The sequence below is a fragment of the Dysgonomonas termitidis genome (assembly GCF_054657735.1).
In genome coordinates this window covers 654,526-674,769 of sequence record NZ_BAAHYD010000003.1, presented here as the reverse complement: position 1 = coordinate 674,769, position 20,244 = coordinate 654,526, and the positions used below count along the sequence as shown (strand labels likewise).

The 20,244-nt window shown below is 43.1% G+C and carries 11 protein-coding genes, 1 other RNA gene and 1 pseudogene; 1 reads left to right on the top strand and 12 read right to left on the bottom strand.

What is annotated here, in order from left to right; genetic code table 11:
- Positions 1-4: 4 nt before the first annotated feature.
- The 3 genes and pseudogenes from ACYQ3L_RS24015 to ACYQ3L_RS24005 form a co-directional block, all read right to left on the bottom strand.
- Positions 5-1,378, bottom strand: a complete 1,374-nt coding sequence (locus tag ACYQ3L_RS24015; protein WP_379999566.1) for an MATE family efflux transporter — start codon at positions 1,376-1,378, stop codon at positions 5-7.
- Between the two features lie 26 nt (positions 1,379-1,404).
- Positions 1,405-2,724 (bottom strand): YihY/virulence factor BrkB family protein, encoded by a 1,320-nt coding sequence (locus ACYQ3L_RS24010; protein ID WP_379999568.1) that lies wholly within the window; start codon positions 2,722-2,724, stop codon positions 1,405-1,407.
- A 309-nt stretch (positions 2,725-3,033) separates the two neighbouring features.
- Positions 3,034-3,769 (bottom strand): annotated as a pseudogene (locus ACYQ3L_RS24005) (hypothetical protein).
- 127 nt (positions 3,770-3,896) lie between these two features.
- Between ACYQ3L_RS24005 and ACYQ3L_RS24000 the strand changes: the two are divergent.
- Positions 3,897-4,439 (top strand): hypothetical protein, encoded by a 543-nt coding sequence (locus ACYQ3L_RS24000; RefSeq protein ID WP_291113172.1) that lies wholly within the window; start codon positions 3,897-3,899, stop codon positions 4,437-4,439.
- A 76-nt stretch (positions 4,440-4,515) separates the two neighbouring features.
- Here ACYQ3L_RS24000 and rnpB read toward each other — a convergent pair.
- From rnpB to ACYQ3L_RS23955, 9 genes are all read right to left on the bottom strand, one after another.
- An RNA gene (rnpB, locus tag ACYQ3L_RS23995) (RNase P RNA component class A) lies at positions 4,516-4,875 on the bottom strand.
- Positions 4,876-5,017: 142 nt separating this feature from the next.
- Complete coding sequence (locus ACYQ3L_RS23990) at positions 5,018-6,310, bottom strand: alpha-l-rhamnosidase (protein ID WP_379999570.1); 1,293 nt, start codon at positions 6,308-6,310, stop codon at positions 5,018-5,020.
- 23 nt (positions 6,311-6,333) lie between these two features.
- Positions 6,334-8,298, bottom strand: a complete 1,965-nt coding sequence (locus ACYQ3L_RS23985) for a family 43 glycosylhydrolase (protein WP_379999572.1) — start codon at positions 8,296-8,298, stop codon at positions 6,334-6,336.
- A gap of 80 nt (positions 8,299-8,378) precedes the next feature.
- A complete protein-coding gene (locus ACYQ3L_RS23980) occupies positions 8,379-10,382 on the bottom strand; it encodes a RagB/SusD family nutrient uptake outer membrane protein (RefSeq protein ID WP_379999574.1) in 2,004 nt (667 codons plus the stop codon).
- 13 nt (positions 10,383-10,395) lie between these two features.
- Complete coding sequence (locus ACYQ3L_RS23975; protein ID WP_379999576.1) at positions 10,396-13,716, bottom strand: SusC/RagA family TonB-linked outer membrane protein; 3,321 nt, start codon at positions 13,714-13,716, stop codon at positions 10,396-10,398.
- A 127-nt stretch (positions 13,717-13,843) separates the two neighbouring features.
- The gene (locus ACYQ3L_RS23970; protein ID WP_459952490.1) at positions 13,844-14,131 is read right to left on the bottom strand and encodes a hypothetical protein; all 288 of its coding nucleotides are present in this window, start codon (positions 14,129-14,131) and stop codon (positions 13,844-13,846) included.
- Between the two features lie 237 nt (positions 14,132-14,368).
- Positions 14,369-15,625, bottom strand: coding sequence for a DUF2264 domain-containing protein (locus ACYQ3L_RS23965; protein WP_379999580.1), 1,257 nt, complete (start codon positions 15,623-15,625; stop codon positions 14,369-14,371).
- A gap of 11 nt (positions 15,626-15,636) precedes the next feature.
- Entirely contained in the window at positions 15,637-16,791 is a 1,155-nt protein-coding gene (locus tag ACYQ3L_RS23960; protein WP_379999582.1) for a glycoside hydrolase family 88/105 protein, read from the bottom strand.
- Between the two features lie 186 nt (positions 16,792-16,977).
- Entirely contained in the window at positions 16,978-20,082 is a 3,105-nt protein-coding gene (locus ACYQ3L_RS23955; RefSeq protein ID WP_379999584.1) for a glycoside hydrolase family 2 TIM barrel-domain containing protein, read from the bottom strand.
- Positions 20,083-20,244 lie beyond the last annotated feature (162 nt).

The following is a 20,244-nucleotide window of genomic DNA, read 5'->3' as shown; positions in this document are numbered from 1 at the left end:
TCCCTTATCCTATCTTCGGTTTCTTTTTCTTTATCTTACGGTACACAACAGCAAACCACGTAGGTAATATAATTCCTTTACAAATGGTGGAAATGGCAATTGCCCACCAGACACCTGTTATACCCATTTGTGCCGCCAGATAGTAAGCGAGCGGGATGCGCAGCGCATTGAATACTATACTGATAATGGCGGGTTCTATGGTGCGTCCGATTCCGTTGAACATGCCCTGCGTGGTAAGTTCGAACATCATAAATATCTGAACCAGTCCCATAACGAACAGGTATTGAGCCCCCGCCTGCATCGCATTCTCTTCGGGTACGATGATACCGAATATCTGCGCCCCGAACAGGATAAAGCAGATACTGACAACAATACCCAGCGTAAGCATTACCCGTATCGTATAGTAATAGGCTTTCTTTCCTCTTTCCAGCTTATTGGCAGCATAGTTCTGAGCTACAAATGCGCTGAGGGCGGTAGAAAATCCCTGCGATGTGTTCCATGTCACGGCTTCTATCTGCCCACCTGTGGTCTGCGTCATCAGTCCCAGATGCCCGCCATGAATGGATGCTACCCTCGCCAGATTCATATTGATGATAGCATAAAGCGAATTCATTACGGATACGGGAGTCCCGAGGAAGAATATACGTTTCAGATAGATCGCTTTAGGCTTGATAAAGAATGGGAAGTTACCCAGTATGCGGCTTCCGAATTTTATCTGGTAGAAGAACAGTGAGAATACGAACAACTGCGCGGCAACCGTTCCTATAGCAGCCCCATGCAATCCCAATCCCATCACAAACATCAGTATAGGGTCGAGGATCATATTCAGTACAAGCCCCGCGGCATTATTGCGGAAAGGTACGATACTGCGTCCGGCTCCGTTGTATATACCCGTAAAGTTGTAGGACAGGAACTGAAACGGCAGGCTGACAGTGAGTATGCGGAGATAAAGTACGGCATCTTCCGTAATGTCGGCTTCCAGCTTGAAGAACGATAGTATCTGATTGGCAAATATAAAGAGAATGGCAATCCATATCACACCCAGCATTATCGAGGTAGTGGTGGAATGGGAAGCATAGATTGCGGCACGTTTCATTTTCTTCGCACCTATGGATTGGCCGACAGCCACTTCCGAACCTATCATGGCCAGATAAGCGACCGATGCAGTCAGCCACAGGAGCATGCCGATGGCACCTATCGCTGCTTCCGACTTAGTCGCGATTTCGGGATGCGATACAGTCCCCAGCCGTCCCACCCACGACATAGCCATGAGTGTATACGCCATTTGCAGGAAGCTTGTGCCCATCAATGGAAGCGCAAGACGTATCAGGGTAGAAAATATTTTCCCTTCCGTTAGATTATGTATGCCTGATTTCATTTAGTTGCGGTGTTCTGATACATTATTTACAAATCTTTCAACAATTTATCACTGCAACTATTGCTTTCTGCTTCCCGCATCGAGAGGATAGTCTCCCATTCGCTGCGGAATAATATGTCGGTGTCGATAACGAAGTCTTCCGAGCCATGCAGATCTATTTTTTCGAAGAGGTAACACACTGTTATATGATTGATATCCATAGCCGGAATATAAGCGGGGACAAGAGTGTCTGCCGACGGGGTTTCTACAATAAGGCCTATTTCCTGCAGATAGAAGAGGCTATCGTTGGTCAGCTTGGTCGGTATTTTGTAATATTCCGACAATTCGTCCGCGGTGTAAGGCGTATGGCCTTTTTCGAAACGTTTAACGATGAGTGTCATTATCAGTAGCAGGACAAAATCTTTATATCTGCGGCTTATGCTGGATGTTTCGTGTTCGAAACTGAATTTATTCACGTTCTGATAGGCAAAGGATAGCTGTACCCCGAACAAGACGAAGAACCATGTAAGCTGCAACCACAGCAATAATAACGGCAAGGCCGCAAAACTACCGTAAATGGCATTATACTTCGATATCCATATCTGCCCGTTGATATACAACATCTGAAATACCTGAAAGGCAATACCAGTGAAAATCCCCCCGAACAGAGCGCTGGTAAACTTCACTTTCGTATTCGGTATATAGATATATAATATTGTAAATAACAGGATTGTAATCAGGAATGGGATCACCTTCATCATCGGGCTTATTACCAGTCCCAGCAGATATTGCTGTTCGGCCGTGGAATTCAGTAAAATCGTAATACCGGCATTACAGATCAGGAATACAGGTGTGATGATTATCAGGGCAAGGTAGTCGGTAAACATACGGAAGTATGACCGTCCTGTTTTTACCTGCCACATCTTGTTGAAGTTGTCCTCGATGTTAGACAACAAGTTGATAACCGTATATAGCAACAATATTACACCAATACCCAGAAATACACCACCCTGAGCGTATTCGATAGACTTATCGATAAAAGCGGTAGCCTTATTTAATAATTCTTCCTGCCCTGCAAAGTAACTGAACAACTGGCTCTTCACTATATTCTGAAACCCGAACCCGCGGGCTATGGCGAATAATACGGCGAGCAATGGCACTATGGACAATAGGGTGCTGTAAGTAAGAGCCGATGCGCGCGTGAAAAGCTGTGCCCCGTCGATATTACGGATAGCAAGAATAAAGGATTTGATTATATTATAAAATCCTATTTTCCGCGACGACCTGTCTTTCTTGTTGATTCGCCAGATGTCGTAGGAAAGGAAACGGATAACCCTTTTTACAAAATTCGTTATTTTTTCAATCATATAATATCCAGAATATTGACAAAGATAGTTTGTTCTTTTAATAGGGAACACATGAATGCCATATATTGTTGTGAAAAGGTAACAAAGGTAACAGAAATATCAGTTAACAGTAAACAGTTAGCAGTAAACAGTGAACTAACTTGTAACTCGTAACTGCCCGCAGGGCGAAGTAACTTGTAACTATTAAAAAAGGTGACAAAAGTAACACTATTTACAGTCATCAGTTAACAGTCATCAGTCAACAACTTGTATCTCGTATAATTTTTCGTTCTTCACTTTTCACTTATTACTTACTACTTTCCTCCTTCCTCAATCCGTTCTCGATGTATATCCCGGCGGCAGAAACGGATGGGGATTCGGCTTGGGCTTTTCTACCGGAGTGGCAGATGGTTGAGCGACAGGTAGCTGTTCCATAGCTTGCCCTTGCTCATTTTTCACTTTTCGTTCTTCACTTTTCACTTCTAGCCCTTCACTTTTCGCTTCCGGTTCTTCATTTTTCACTTTTTCCTCCTCCTTCAGTTCCTTGTCCACGGTCGCTAATATCTCCGGATTGAGCGAACCGCCCGAACGGAAGCCGTTCTCTTTTAATATCATCAACTGACGCCTGGTTTCTTCGTCCTGCACTTCTATGACCAGCGGACAGCGTTCCGATGCCAGTAACCGGTCTTTGTCTTTCTTCCGCTCCTCGCGGTCGAGCACGTACTTTATAGCGCGGATGCTCGGCGGACAGAATTTCTTTTCCACCACACGACATTTTTCATAGTCTTCCACAGGATTCTTCTTGTCGGTGACATAGGTGATCTTTTCTTTCTTCTGCACATAGCCTTCCCAGTTGCTTCAAACCTATGCGTGCTGAGGCTATCATCACCTCTTCGCGATGGTCGATGGCTTCTTCTAGCGCTTCGCTGAACTCCGGTTTTGCCTTTTTCCATTCATAGAATGTCTTGCGGCTGATTTTTAACGATTTGCATATTTCGGATATACTGCACAGATCCTGTTCTATCATCTCTACTATGTGCACGGCTAATTTGTTCGTGTATTTCATCCTGTAATTTTGTTTTTGTGATGGATTATTAAAATTTATATATTGTTATTTATTCATTGTAAATTATTAATTAACTTGCAATGGCTTTCTTATATAGATAAATTAAAACTAATATCATCACAACCCCGTGAAAGAATTTAAGTTTTGGGCAATCCCATATCCGATAAAGCAGATTCTTCTTATGGCTGCTCCCATCTGGATATTATATATTCCTGTCTTTTTCTGTCTCGGAATCGAGCATATCCATTACTTTATCTTTGGTACATGGGCATTAGCCATATGCTTTGTCCTCATCTTTGTAAGGCGCGTTAAGATATCCTTTACTCCGGCTAATGAAATAAATATTTTTTTTAACGGTAAACTTAAGTATTCGGGGAGTCCTGTCAATCTGGAATATGTGCGGGGAGCAAATATCGCAGACGGGCGGTCTAATACCGTACTATACTTTTCCTTCAGTGACAAAAAGTTTATGTTTAATATATTGGAAAATAGAAATTCATTTACTTCCGGTACTACTAAACAGGTTGAACTCTTGAGATATATGGTAACGGTATTCAACCTGAGAACAGAATATTATAAGGATAGTATGCAAGGCCGGATATTTACATATTGGAATCCTATATACAAAGAATCCCTTCGGCCGAAGGAATATAATAAAAGTGAGCGCTGATATGACAATGTAAGGGATATCGGGAATATGGCTTATCAAAAACGAAATCTATAGTCTTCCGAATTGAAAAGTAAAAAAATACAGCAGGCCTGTAAGCCGGGTTCTGTTCCTCGCGTAAGCAAGGTGTCTGCCATTTATCTACGCCGGCCGTCACCGGCAGGCTCTAGCGACCTACCCCCCGGCATCGGGCGAGCAGCCCTACATGCGCCGGTATACATGGTCTTACAACTCGCAAGTGGTACGGCCCCGATACATTGCTGCACGGGCGGTGGGCTCTTACTCCGCCTTTTCACCCTTACCCCAAAGGGGCGGTTATTCTCTGTTACCTTCAACTCTGCCCTCACAAGCAGCTTCCCATTAAGAAGTACGATGCTCTGTGTTGCCCGGACTTTCCTCTTTCCGCCTTACGGCAGCCAGCGGCAAACCGGCCTACTGTATTAGGGTACAAAGATAGGCGTTTTATTTGTGATGTCGCATATTCATATAAAAATTGCTGATAGGAGGATGAGACATCTTCAAAAGCGAGGACAAGCCCGGAAAGGTTCAAAATCTGATTGGTATTGTTTATTTATACCGGTTTATTCGACCTCCAGTACATTTACCATCTGAGGTTCTACATCAGCTTTACCTTCTCCGTCTACCTGCTCTACCTTCTGAATGAATACATGCAAGAGGCCTTTGTCGCGCCACAATTCGGTGTCGAAGGACGGCTCCCATGAGCCGAGGGAAAAATCGGTCAGATCTTCGATTTCCCATTTATTTTTCTTTACATCTTTACAGATGGCAACCGAAGCCTTTTCTCCTCTCTCCTCATCCCGGAACAGGAGGCATAATTCGGTCGATTTGCCTTTTATCTTAGCAACTACCTGCGGACGGGATACGGGGATACGTTTTGTCCCCGTTCCTTTCAGGGAGAAGGGTGTTTTGCGGAAACCCAGATTCAGGTCATTCCATTTCTTACCCGTATAGTAAACGATATGGTATTGTGGAATATCCGTATCCTGTTCCCTCCAGTAAGTCGCTATATAGGGATTACCTTCAGCATCGGTAACCATTGACGTCTGATTGATCAGCTCGCTATTTTGGGGAATGGAACAAGCTATTTCCGATTTTGCCGCGGTAATGGGCAAACTATACTTTTCACCTTTCGAGTTTTCCCACGACATACCGCCATCGGAAGACCTCGCATAACACAAATCGTGATTGGTAGCTACATCCGCAGTTTCACGCCATACCCACGACAGATGGATCGTTCCTCTGTCATCGATGCAGGATTGCCAATAGGCATTGCGCCGGTTTTCACCATCAATAAAGTTTCTCTGTATTTGAATCCATGATTTTGATTTCAGGTCATATCTGTTGATTACGAGGTTGCCCCTACCCGATTGTCCGTCCCGGTACATAAATATCAAATCTCCACCGGGCATTTTCAGGAATTCGGGATAGGTGACATTCGTTTCAAGGCTTCCGGTCATAGGCTGTTTATCTCCCAACTCGAGGGAATAAGGCGCTATCCCTTTTGCATAACGCAACGGGTGCCCGTGATGATCCCATGATACATGCAGATAGCCATCGCCGTCAGTCATAATGCTGATAGAATTATGAGCATCGGAAACGTTGCCTTTATAGCTGGTTTTATTTATAGTCCAGCTATCTTCCCCTATATTGCGTTTACCTAATGTAAGGAAGCCGTCGGGATCATAATAGGCTATAAACTGGACATTGTTATGGGTAACCAGTGAATTTTTGCGAAACACGGTCACATTCACGGAATTGTTTGACCAGCCCGGCGCTACGGGTATTAACTTCTGAGTATAAGCGGATACAGAGAGGAGTATAATGCTTAATAATATATACTTCTTTATTTTCATGTTTATAATTTTCAGTCCGGACTCTATTCGGCTTTTTGATAAACACGTACATAGTCGATTTCATAGGTCAAAGGAAAAGCATCATCATCCGGTGTGCCGCCATTTCCTCCTATAGCCAAATTTAGTAAAATATAATGAGGCTGCCTGAACGGATTTGTATTTTTACCTATCGAGCCATTGTAAGTATTCTCAAGTAAAGTTTCATTTACCATCGCATTGTCTATATACAGACGGATGGCATTTTCGTCCCAGTCCATACGCCATACATGGAACTTATCGGCCCAAAACGGATCTTTATCCGTGAAATTGGTAAACGGGATTATTTCCGAGTCCCATCTGGCATCGTATCTTTTATCCGTACCCCATGCTGTATTGGCCAATATGTGAGGCTTTCCTCCCACCAGATAATATTCCATCAGGTCTATTTCCCCGTTCGACGGCCATTCCATAGAAGTCCCCAGTGTCCAGATGGCAGGCCAGGAACCTGTTGCTGTGGGTATCTTCGCTCTGATTTCGAAACGTCCGTACCGGAATTCTTTCTTCCCTACCGTTTTTATGGAAGATGAAGTATAGCCCGCATATTCACGGTTCCTCCTCCAATCGGTGCTTCCCGGTTCATAAGCAGGGTTCTTTACCTGTTCCTTCCTGCCCTGTATATTGAGTACCCCGTTCTTGCATACCGCGTTGTCCGGCTGATACCATTGCAGCTCCTGATTCCTTACAAAGCCATTTTCATAGCTCCATACATTGGAATCAGGTTTACCATCTTTGTCAAACTCGTCGTTCCAGACAAGATTCCAGCCTTGTATATCTTTGGGAATGCCATTATCTGCGTTTATATGACTGAAGATATCCAGGCTCCATTCGTCCATCCATTTCAATACAGGCATACCGTTTTCGAAGAGTATCGGAAGCCATATATATCGTCCGTCGGCAGGGTCCTTAGGAGTCCATCTGTCTCCCATAAAAATAAAGGCGTCTTTCTTCCCCGCTACGGGTAATATGTATGTACTCTGGGAATGGAAAGTGAGTTGCGCATCCTTTCCGACACACGGATTCGGATGCAACGTCCAGGGCCCCCGGATATTACCGGCAGTGAGTAAGCGTGCAGCATTGGGTGCCCAGCCTGTACATCCTGATGTTATCATAAAGTAGCGTCCATCTTTCTTAAACACAGCAGGAGCCTCGTTATGGCCACCCGGTTCTATTCGGATATATTTTCCCGTATAATCTAAATAATCGTCTGTCAGTTCGGCTATCTGAAGTGTGAGGTTTTCTTCCGATGCATAAATATGATAGGCCTTACCATCATCATCTACATACAAAGTCATATCTCGGGACATCTGCCCTCCGGTAAAATCGCGGCGGACGAATAACCCGTCATCCACAGCTTTATGCCATTGGGGTGTCCACCAGTCTTTAAAGTCGGTAGGTTTTATTGTTGAAGTTTGCTGCTCTGCGGTCATATTCAAAGGCCATTTACCGGCATTCACCCTGCTATTCTTAATAAACAGGTAGGGACCCGTTACATTATCACTTACAGCGATCCCGACATTGGCTGCCGCATAGCCTTTACCCTTGAGTTCGAGGTGAAAATACATCACAAACTTTTTAGTATTCTCATTATATATCACTTTGGGGCGTTCTATTATGCAACCTCTTACGACAGGACTATTCGGGTCCTCCGAAACAGGCAGAGCGACTCCTTCATTCTTCCAGTTATACAAGTCATCGGATGAGTAGCATGTGACTCCGACAAATGCAGAGTTGGACTTTCCTCCTTTATGTTCCCCAAACCAATAGTACTTCCCATTGTGATAGAGGGTACCTCCTCCATGCGCGTTGATATGAACACCCTTATCATCGGGCCAAAGCCGGCCGGGACGAATAATCTGCTCCATCTTTTGCTGCGAAAATCCGGGAAGGCCCCATAACATCAGTAAGCCTGTCAATAAAAAACCATAAATACTTTTATGTATATTTTCCATCATTATAGTCTTAAAACACCAAGATAGGAAATCCTTCCTCAGAACTCCTATCCTGGCAATCTATTTATTTACAATAAATCTTAATTTATCTTATCTTCATCGGCGACAGCATCCTGCCAAGAATCCCATTTAGGCGTTGCAGCATCATAGCCATCATAACCGTAGTTCTGGCTAAGCTCTCCTTTATTGTTAGCTGTAATCGCTGCATTCGGAATAGGCCATAAGAAGTTACATTTGTCCATCTGGTAATTGAATGTATTAGGGCGGACACTTCTCGGTCCCTGATTGTACATACCATAGCGTGTTACCCTCTTATACCAGTAACTACCCCCATTCAGATCGGTACCGGACTCTTTATATAATGTGTTTACATCATATGTATTACCCCATTCATCAGGCTTGCCGCTCAGGGCAAGGCAATACGAAACTCGTTTCATCTCCACATTACGCCATTCTTCCAGATATAGTTCACGCGCGCGTTCGTCCATAATATCGCCGATAGTCACTGTAGTGTATAATTCCGTACATTTGGCCCTCTTCCTCACTTCGTTTACATCTGAAGCTGCCCCTGCCGGGTCACCCAGATAAAACTTAGCTTCGGCACGGAGAAGGTACGCTTCGGCCAGGCGGTAAAGATACCAGTCGGCAATACCTCCGTTAGTAGCTCCATTAAACTGGTTGGCACCCTGATTAGCTTCCGCCAGTACATCATTCAAATAAATTTTGTACTGAGGCCAGTCGAACCAAACACGAAGGGAGTCTGTACACAATAGAGTGCCTGTATCCGGATGTTTGAACATAATATTCTTGCCAAACCATGCAGATGACGGGTCGTTATACTTAATAGAATCCATTCTACCCCAGTTACCGACCGTACTGTTGTGACGCAAATCGCCCTTATCGTCCATCCCATTTACTTTCCACATTGCATTGGTAGCAAACCAGGTCAGACGCCATGTAGCAATACCACGTCCGATAGACCTGATGTAATCATAATTCGCCCGGTAATTTGTATTATTACGGGCATAATTCTGTACTGCTTGCTTTCCGTCAGGTGTCTTCAGGTCTGATCCACTCGTATAACTGGGCCCGAAAATACGCATTGTAAGGAACTCGATCATTGACCCTGCAGTCGCGCCCCGGTTCACCATTCCCATTATCACTTCTTTATTTGCAGCAGTAAGCTTATTTTCAGGACGGTGCAGATCCCATATCACATTACGGGTCACTTTCCATGTCTGAGGTGAATAACTATTCACAAAAGAACCGAAATTATCCTGCATCAATGAATAACCGGAGCTGTTGATCAGGATATCCGCCTGGTCTTTTGCCTTCTGAAACTGGCCTGTAGCCAGATAACATTTGACAAGCAACATACGACAAGCCCCTTTATTTACCATTCCTGAATATTTCATATCTTTTTGGTCCGGCACCCATTCTACGGCAAATTCCATATCTTTGGTTATCATTTCCAGGATTGCCTCTTTTTTGGCAGATCGATAGTTTTGTTTCGGTACTTTGATGATTTTTGTTATCAAAGGGATATCCCCAAATTGGAAAACCATAGCAAGATAGCGAAATGAACGGTGAAAATATGCCCTGCCCAGATAAGCATTTTTGGTTGCTTCATCCAAACCTGACACGTTATCAATGAAGGTAGTAATAGTATTAGCATATTTTACCCCGTTATAACCTTCGTCCCAAAAATAGCTTCTCCAGTCACCCGCATCGTATCCAGCCCCGCTTGTAGGTGTCATCCGTGTAGCTACGTCCGCAAATAATGCCGCATCGTCCGTTTTACTTGCCACTGACAGTTCCGAAAACAAATACTCTGTACCGATGGGTACGGATATGTTTCTGTTTTCAAAACTCGTCCAATAGGAACGGAGATGGCGATCAGCCTGAGCCATTACGGCCTGCATACCCGATTCGGTAGTAAATGTAATCTCCGGTTCGTAGAATGACAGTGGATCTGGTTTCAGGAAATCATCGGAACAACTTCCTAAAAATAACGAACTGCACATTGCGGTTATCAGCCCTATTGCCGATAATCTGTTCTTCATGTTCTTATATATCTTTTTCATGTTTTATTACAATTTAGAAGGTTAAGTTTAAACCAATCGAATAAATACGGGATGCCAAGCCTCCATTATCGCTGGCTCCTGTTTCAGGATCGCCATACTCCCAGTCTTTTTTCCATACGGCCACATTGCGGACAGATCCAAAAATTTTAACATTTTCCACATCAAATTTTTGTATCCATTGTTTAGGTAATGTATAGCCCACCGATATATTCTCGAGACGAATAAATGAGCGATCGTGGAGTCTGCCGGGAGCAGTAGCTCCGGCTGGTCCTTGTGCATCTAAACGCCCGTACTTATTAGAAGGATTTTCAGGCGTCCAGTATTTCTTGAAATATGTGTTCAGACCGTTAGTAACCAGTGACCCCGCATTATCCTGGTTCATATAGTATGTCTCCAGGGATTTGTGGCCCATATAAGAATATATATTAAAGGACAGGCTCAAATTCTTCCACAATGTAAAATCATTACGGATCGACCAATGAACGGGAGGAGACGTTTGTCCCAGGAATTCCTTATCATTATCATTATACACAGGTGTAATGCTGCCATCGGCATTAACCTTATCGTCTGCCGTATAAGTATTCGCTACTTTCGGATCGCCCGGTTTCTGCCCGTGTCTTTTGGCTTCTTCCACTTCATCTGCCTGCCAGATACCGGTTACACGATAATTCCAGATTGTATTTATCGATTGCCCTATGAACCATCCTTGGCCATCTCTACTGCTCTTATCGTCCATTTCTTTAGATCCGATAACATTTCCGTTTGTATCGAGAATATCCTCGTATTGGTAATAGAGGTGTTTAATCTCATTCTTATTGTAAGAGAATCCGGCAGTTGTTCTCCATTCAAAATTATCAGTTTTCATATTAAGAGAGCTAATCGCAAGCTCAATACCCCGATTCTGTACCTTGCCTAGATTGGTGGTTATGTTTGGAAATCCGGTAAAGCCCGGCAGGCGTTGAAGCATAATCATGTCTTTGGTATCCATCAGATAGTATTCAATATTCCCTGTTATGCGGTCGTTAAGGAATCCATAATCCAATCCGAAGTTCAAAGCCTCCGTCTTTTCCCATTGCAGACTCGGATTCGCCATTCGGCTAATCCGCAAATAATTCATATTTACCAGATTGCCGGAGCTGTCCAGATATCCTTGCGTACTAGTAGGTGATTCAAGGTTAGCAATCGACACATATGGATCTTCAAGTGAGCGGTTACCATTTTTACCCCACGAAACCCGCAACTTTCCAGTACTCATCGGCTTCCATTTGAAGAACTCTTCATTGACAAATGACCAACCCAGCGCTGCCGAAGGAAAGGTGGCATGCGGATAGTTTTGGCCGAACGCCGAATAACCGTCACGGCGAACAGTCGCAGTCAGCATATACCGCTCGTCATATGAGTAAAATAAACGCGTAAACAAGGCATCTCCCGTATAGTGAGTATCATAAGACGAAAATGTACTTTTCAGTTTATCCCCATTGGTCGTATTATGGAATCCAAGAGCATCCGAAGGCAATATATTGCGGGCTTCAACCCTGTCTTTCCAAGATCTTTGCTCTTCTGCTTCCTGAACCAGAGTAAGATTCACGATATGCTTTTGAGCAAAGGTATGTTCCCAATTAATTGTATTGTTGATCGACCAGTCGAAACGTTTTGTCTGCTCACGATTTGCCAACCCGCCTGTACTTACCCAATCCGGATGTTTTGACGATTCAAAATAACGATCGTAGAAATACTGATAACGCGGTGATGCATTGAAGGAATAAGTGATATTGAAAGGTAGCTTTACTTTAGCAGTGAAAATACTGTTCAATACCTGATAGCCTTTTTCCAGATCCATATACTGACGGTTGTAATCATAGTTCCAGCCATAATTCTGACTGGCTCCCATCGGACGATACACTAAGTTTCCATCACTATCGCGATAGGATGCATACGGGCTAAGACGCACCTGATTGGCATCCCAATAGTTATGCCCCAGTCCCGGCTGAATATCTCCGTCACTACGATCCTGGAAGTTTACATTCGCTCCTATTTCAAGCCATTTGGTTACTTTACCCTCTACTTTCAAGTTGGCCCGAACTGATTGATATTCATTCCCCACGACAGCACCTTCATTTTTCAGATATCCAAGAGACATATAATAGTTCATACGGTCACTGGCCCCCGAAACACTGGCGTTATAATCCTGGTTGATCCCTGTACGGAAAGTATGGTCATACCAATCGAATGAATTGTTATCCATATAATTCTGAAGCACTATATCGCTCAGGTTTAAACGCCTTCCATATATACTGGCATCGGATTCGCCTGTTGCATTGGTAGTATATCCACGCCAGGTATCAAGCGAAACTCCGTATTTGGATAAATTGTTCGGATTATCATAATATCCATATTTTCCTTTAGTAGTACCTGACTGATAGGCTTCATATTTACCTGTTTCGGAATTCACTCCGTAGGTACCCGTTTTGTACCAGTCTTCGCGGTATTGCATATAGCCATCGGGACTGAAAACTTTACGATAGTCACTCTTTGTTGTAACACCAAAGTTTGCGCTAATATTTACGACAGGTTTACCTTGCTGGCCTTTTTTAGTAGTAATAATAATAACCCCGCTAGCTGCCCGTGCTCCATAAACAGAAGCAGCCGAAGCATCTTTCAATACATCGATCTGACCAATATCATCAGGATTGATTTCGGACAACTCTCCTTGAAAAATCATTCCATCAAGAATAATCAACGGGTCATTGTGCCCGCCTTTTTCATATACGGAACGCTGTCCCCGTATCTTCATCGAACCACCGCCTTTAGCATCGGCACTATATCCAACCGATAACCCGGGTGTTCCACGAAGAATATCCTGAACCGTTTTCGGATTCTCATTCGCTAATCTGTCCGGACGAATTTGTACGATCGAACCGGTCAGGTCTTTTTTGCGCATTGTTCCATAACCGATAACAACAACCTCATCCAACATCTTGGAATCTTCTTCCAGCTTTATCAGAAAACTCGTTTGATTTTCAACTTTTACTTCCTGTTTGATATATCCTACATAAGATATTACAAGAGTAGAATTAGCCGCTGCCGGCAATGAAAATTTCCCGTCGATATCGGTTACAGTACCTACAGTCGTGCCTTTCACCACAACGGATACGCCGATAAGGGCTTCACCGGTATTTGCATCAGAAACCGTACCCTGCACCGTTCTGCCTTGCGCAAATATGCCCGATGAAAAGGTTATGAATGCAAACAATAAGAAAAATGAGAAGAAAGATTTTGGTACTGCCTTTCCGCATACCTCACTTTGCTTTTTTAAATAAGTATATTTTCCCATAGTAATTAAGTAATTAAATAAGTAATAGGTTAGTTTTTTCGCTTACGATTTACGTGATATAGAGTTCATTATTAACCCTGTATGCTTAAATACAAATACAGGAAGCTCTTATCCCGGATATTTTTCCCTATCCGGAATAAGAGTTTCCTGTATCGAATAATATAATAAAGGTGCAATAGTCCCGGGAAGAATTGTATCTCCGGACTATAAATTCGTTTATTTTTATTATATTCTCTCTCTCTCTCTTCTCTCTCTCTCTCTCTCTCTCTCTCTCTCTCTCTCTCTCTCTCTCTCTCTCTCTCTCTCTCTCTCTCTCTCTCTCTCTCTCTCTCTCTAGCAAAACACGGCTAATATCCAAATTTTCAGAAGAAAAAATGGAATAATTTGTTGTTATATTTTTTGTTTTATAATACATAAAATCAGAATTGTGTTTTACATAAAGAGTATTATTGATTTATGGTATTTTCTGGATTCTAAACAGAGGTATCGTAATTAATCCGGGTTTAATCAGACAGGACTTTTGTTGTGAATTATTTTTCCCATGGTAATCTGGATAATAGTTAAGTAAGTAATAGCAAAATTGATAATTAATAAAGGTTTCCATAAGGGTGATTTCATTCAAAAAGGATGAAATTTGATTCTTCTTTACATTTTAATCCCTTATTGAATGGTCTTTAGGGAATGATTGCCCGCTCCAGGCTTTCTTTTCTGTCCAGTCCTGAGCAGGGGAAGTCCAAAAAGAGTGGCTGGCAGGCAAACCTAAAGGAAGAAATACTTCAGCCGTCAGATACAAGCTTCCATTATTTGTGTACCAATCGGCCAAACCGGGTTGATGCCCGGCAAATCCCAATTGTAAAAAACCTCCCTTATTAAAGTTTCCCTCCATAGAGAACATACGCTTCATAACACATGTTAACGCATTACGCACTTGTCCCTCCGGCAACTCCTCCGGTAAATATTCTTTCCATGACAATAGAGCCAATGGTTGAAATGCACCCATACGATAGGTCATAGAACGGCCGAACGCAGGGAATGTGGCCTCAGGTGAGATAAAACGTTCGAGTATGATACCAAAGCGTTGCATACGTTTTTTTGCCGTGTCGAGATTCTTTTGCACCACAGCCAGATTCTTGTCGCGCAACCTGATCTGCCGGTCAACAAGCACTTCCAATACCTGCACATACATAGGCTGAATAACAAAACTGTTATAATAGTCGAATGCAAAGTGTGAGCCATCCGAGTACCAGCTATCTCCCACATACCATTCCTCAATCTTGCGTATAGCGCTGTGAATACGGTACATATCGCATTGCGCATCTACAGAGAGCAAGAATGACTCTACCATTGCCGAAAACAAAAGCCAGTTTGTATAAGGGGGGTCGATACGGCGCAATTGCTGAAATTCCTCAATGTATCTTTTCTTCGTCAAATCATCCAAAGGTTCCCATAATTGCTCAGGCGCACGCAGGAAACTGGAAGCTATATAAGCGGCATCTACCAATGGCTGCCCCTCGTTCCGCCACAACAAATAATCGGGGCTGGCAGGATCAACAGCCTGCGCATAACTTTTGAGCGCCCATTCCCGTAATTGTTTCCGTTGTTTACCTTCGGCAGTATCATCGTCCGGCAAACTAAGCCATGGCGCCAGTCCGGACATCAGACGGCCAAAGCATTCCATGTATGAAACACGTTTGTCACGTCCGTCCCATGTCGGACTTAATTCCAATTCCATATTCCTGGACAACTCACCCTTGCTCATATTGCTAAGGACAGGCGAGGCTATCTTGTAAAGCAGATTTGTCCAGTAAGTACGATCATTTGGTTCTTCGTCTTTCTGATTCATATTTGCATATGATGGTAAAGAAAGGAGAACTGTAAGTGTCAGTAGTGTATATAATTTGTTTTTCATAAGTATAAAATTTATTTTAAGTACCGGGCCATTTCTGTAGCTGCCAGAAGAAAAGCACCTACTCCGAAATCGGCAGTTGTGCCGGGCCCAACATTTTTATGCTGGTCGGCTCTTTCACCTATCGGTTGCACATATCCTATCGAGCCATCAGGTTGCAAAGCTGTTTCTGTCAGATACTTCCAGCTCTTGTCAATTACCGGTTTATAAGTATCCTCATCCAATATGTTATTATTCACTCCCCATAGAAAACCATAAGCGAAAAATGCCGTTCCACTGGTTTCTGCACCCGGCGCCTGTTCCAGATCGAACATGCTACGACTCCAGAAGCCTTCTTTTTGCTGGCAGGCAGCTATGGCCTTTGCCATGTCTTTATATATTCGTATATATTCGGTCCTGTGAGGATCGTCTTCCGGCAAGTCCGCCAACACTCTGGGTATAGCGGCAAAAACCCATCCGTTGCCTCTGGCCCAAAAGTCTTTGAGACCTTTTTTTGTCTTATGCTTTGGATAGATATATTTGGCATCGCGGTAAAACAAGCTGCTTTCTTTATCATACATTAAGTCGCGGGCATAGGCAAAATACTCGTATAACTTACCCAGATATTGCCGGTCTCCCGTAATCTTATACAGCCGTGTCATCACAGGCATCACCATATACAATCCGTCGGCCCACCACCAGTAATCTACATGAGGGGTAGACATCTGATATTTCATTACTTCTTTAGCGCGGGCTATTTTCGTTTCGTCTTTCCCTTCATCGAGATTGTATAAGTCTATGTACACCTGAAAACAAGTCTGAAAGTCTCCGAACAGCACATATTCATCGGTTTCTCCATAACTATATTTCCATTCTGCCTTATTGTCGGATTTCGCCCCTTTCCATTCATTTTTTTCAGACCATGCTTTTGAATATGCTTTATATTCATCCATACCGGTGATCTCATAGGCTGCTATATTTCCCGTATGGTATGCCGCTCTGTGCCAGAATGAATTCTCATGTTCGGGATGTATAGATTGCCAATGATTATTTACTTTTTTTATCAACTCTATGACACCTGCTTCAGATAAAGTTTCATCCGGAATATCCGGCTTTGAACTGTTGTTTCCGGCACAGGATGTATATATGATAAAAAATGGTAATAAGAGGTATAATTTACTTTTCTTCATGGTACATAATAGTCTAAAATTAATGACATATTTCATTGCTGCAAATTTGATGAAGAATATCAGAACAGATAGTGCTCAATTAATTCAAAAAGGGGGATTTTTCATTCAGGATTAAAAATCAGCTATAAAAAACCTTGCCTGAAATTGTTTTTCAGGCAAGGTCTGTAATTTATATTTCTAATCAGGCTATTTTATAATACTGATTGTGTAGCCATATGTGTATTCTTTTCCAAAAAACCTGTATGGTTCGAGCGGACTTGCACCCCATGAATTCAGTCCTGCCACTCCGCGCTGGAATAGATCGACACACAACACGGTCTCATTACGGGGCAGAATATCGGAAGCATGCTGTTGTTTCTTGGTCATGCCCGGGTCGAGGTCTTCCGGCCTGTTGTTGGTCGCACTGACCGATAAAGGCTGTACTCCCGTAACTTTAATGCCTTTACCGTCTTTATTCTTCAATGTCAGCCAGCGAACATCTGTCTTATTACCTGTCTCTTGCGGACGGTAATAAGCAAAAGCCTGCTCTTCGACCTTACCATTCCAGATACCCATAAATGTATCATGGTTACGGTCAATATAATTCTCCCACGGGCCGCGTCCATACCATGTGAAGTCGTCCGTTTGTTTCGGAAGGGTCATAATCATACCAAAACGTACCATCTCAGGAAGATCGTCTGCCAAGGCTTTGTAGTTAGCCAATGTAGTGAGGCTTCCGTCTTTATTCACGGTATAAGCCAAGTCAACTTTCGCTTCAATTCCTTTCAGCTTGGCTTCGTAATTAACCGTAATCCCCCCGTTAGCCTCTTGCGAACCTTTGAACGTATATACAATATTATGTCCGGCAGCATCCCACAAACGCAGGTTATACTGTACCCATTCTCCGAAGTCGTTATCCGTAGGAGCTCGCCAGAAGTTCAAACGAGGGAGTTCGTTGAATACTTTCTTTCCGTCATTAGTCATAGAAAGCAAGCTGCGACCGTCCTTAGAAGAGAATTCATAAGCCAGAGTTCCCGATGTCACGATGATCTTGTCGTCTTTTTTATCTATAGTCAAAGAACCCGATTCGTCAGACGATTGTGCAAAATAATTATTGGAAGCGAAAGCAAATTCACCTTTAGCTACTTCAAATCCGGCTTTGATAAACGATGTATCTTCCTTGCTATATGCAAATACCTGAAGATAGTATTCAGTTCCGGCTTCTGCTTTTATCGCAGGGATGTTCAGTTTGATATCTTTCCGCGAGTCGGCAGGTACAGTAATATCGAATGTACCCTCGCCGGCCTTCTCTCCGTTTCTCAACAATACCCATTTATAAGTATAATTCTTATTGGTAAGGTCGGTAAACTTGAAGTCGTTGATTACAGTGATTATACCATTATTCAGATCTTTAGCTTCGAATAAGATATTCTGATATACCTTCTTCACGATGTGGGTGTGTGGTATATAGTTCTGGTCAGGGCTGATAAGACCGTCGGCAACAAAGTTCCCGTCATTCATCTTATTATATCCTTTCAGGTCACCACCGTATGCCCAGTAGAAACGATCCTGTTCGTCCTTAGCCGGGTATCCGTGATTGTACCATTCCCAGATAAAACCTCCCTGCATATTTTTACTTGAACGCATCAAATCCCAGTACTCCTGGAAATTACCCATACTATTACCCATTGCATGCGCATACTCGCACATGATATACGGACGGCCCAAATCTTTGGCCGCGTCACGTTTCATATTTTCCCATGAAGGGTACATGTGACAGATAATATCCGTGTTGCGGTCTCTCTGATATGCCTGTTCATATTGTACCGGACGGCTGTTGTCTCTGGCCTTTGCCCAATCGTACATATCGAAGAACGCTTTGCCGTTGCTGGCCTCATTACCCAGCGACCAGAAAATAACCGAAGCATGATTCTTGTCACGTTCTACCGCACGGATGATACGGTCCATATGCGCAGCATGCCATTCAGGGAAGTTCGATACATTATCCGGACCATAACCCAAACCATGTGATTCAAGGTTTGCTTCGTCTATCAGATAAATACCATACTCGTCACAAAGCTTATACCAAAGCGGTTGTTGCGGATAGTGGGATGTACGCACAGCATTTATATTCAGTTCTTTCATCAGTTGCAGGTTACGCATCATTTCTTTGCGGGTAACTACCTGTCCCGTATTTGTATTGAACTCATGCAGGTTCACTCCTTTAAAGAATACTTTTTTGCCGTTGACAAACAGTTGTCCGTCTTTTATTTCAATCTTACGGAATCCTATTTTGTGCGAAGTCGCCTCCACCATATTGCCTTTACCATCCTTTAATGTAATCAGCATAGTATAAAGGTTCGGTGTTTCGGCTGTCCATTTCAACGGATTTGATACATTTCCTGAAAATGACAGGTCACTGGTACTCTCTGCCGGAATAGTAGTTTTCTGAGACTTGCCGAATACCTTCTTTCCTGTATTATCGATTATCGCTACATCTACAGTTTGGGCTTGCGCTGCATTCGTATAATTCTTCAGTTTGACATCCACACCGAATACCCCGTTCTTGTAGGTCTTATCCAGATCGGGATGAGCAAAGAAATCCCATATACGAGTCTGCGCTGTGCTATATAGATATACGCTCCTGTTTATACCTCCAAGGCGCCACATATCCTGATCTTCTAGGTATGAGCCGTCACTGAATTTATGGACTTCGCAAGCCAGTAAATTTTTACCCTTGCGTATATATTTCGTAATATCGAATTCAGCCGGGCTTTTGGCATTTTCGGTATAACCTACTTTTTGTCCGTTTACCCATATATACATCGAATTCGTACCTCCGTCGAAATGAATGAATACACGACGTCCGTCCCAATTGTCAGGGATATTGAATTCGTGACGGTACGCCCCCGTAGGCGAATCTTCCCTATCGATATACGGCGGATTTTTTCTGAATCCGAAGCCGGTATTTACATACATCGGAATGCCGTAACCATTGAATTCCCAATTGCCCGGTACAGGCATGTTTACCCACTTGCCCGCATCATAGTTTTCCTTATAAAATCCGTCCGGAACTTCTGTGATCTTAGGTACCCAGTGGAATTTCCACATTCCATCCAGCGACTGATAGTAAGGCGATGCCGTATAATCATCCGTTAAGGCAAGTTTATCATCCGGATAAGGCAATGACGTTGCACGGGTTTCTTCCTTATTTACTGCAAAAACTTCCGGATTTTCCCAATCAGGGACGTTATTCTGGGCAAAAAGACCTGAGCACAGAAACACTGAAAGCAAAAAGAGTGTTTTTTTCATGTTTTAGTTTTTGATTGTTATATATAAGAGATTATCTTGCAATGCCACAAATATAGAGAAAGCCGGAGGCAGAGTCAAAGTTTACTTCGAGCTATACCGGAGCGCATCCTATATTCTACAAATATAATGAAATCAGAACCGCATCAGGGTATACAAATCATT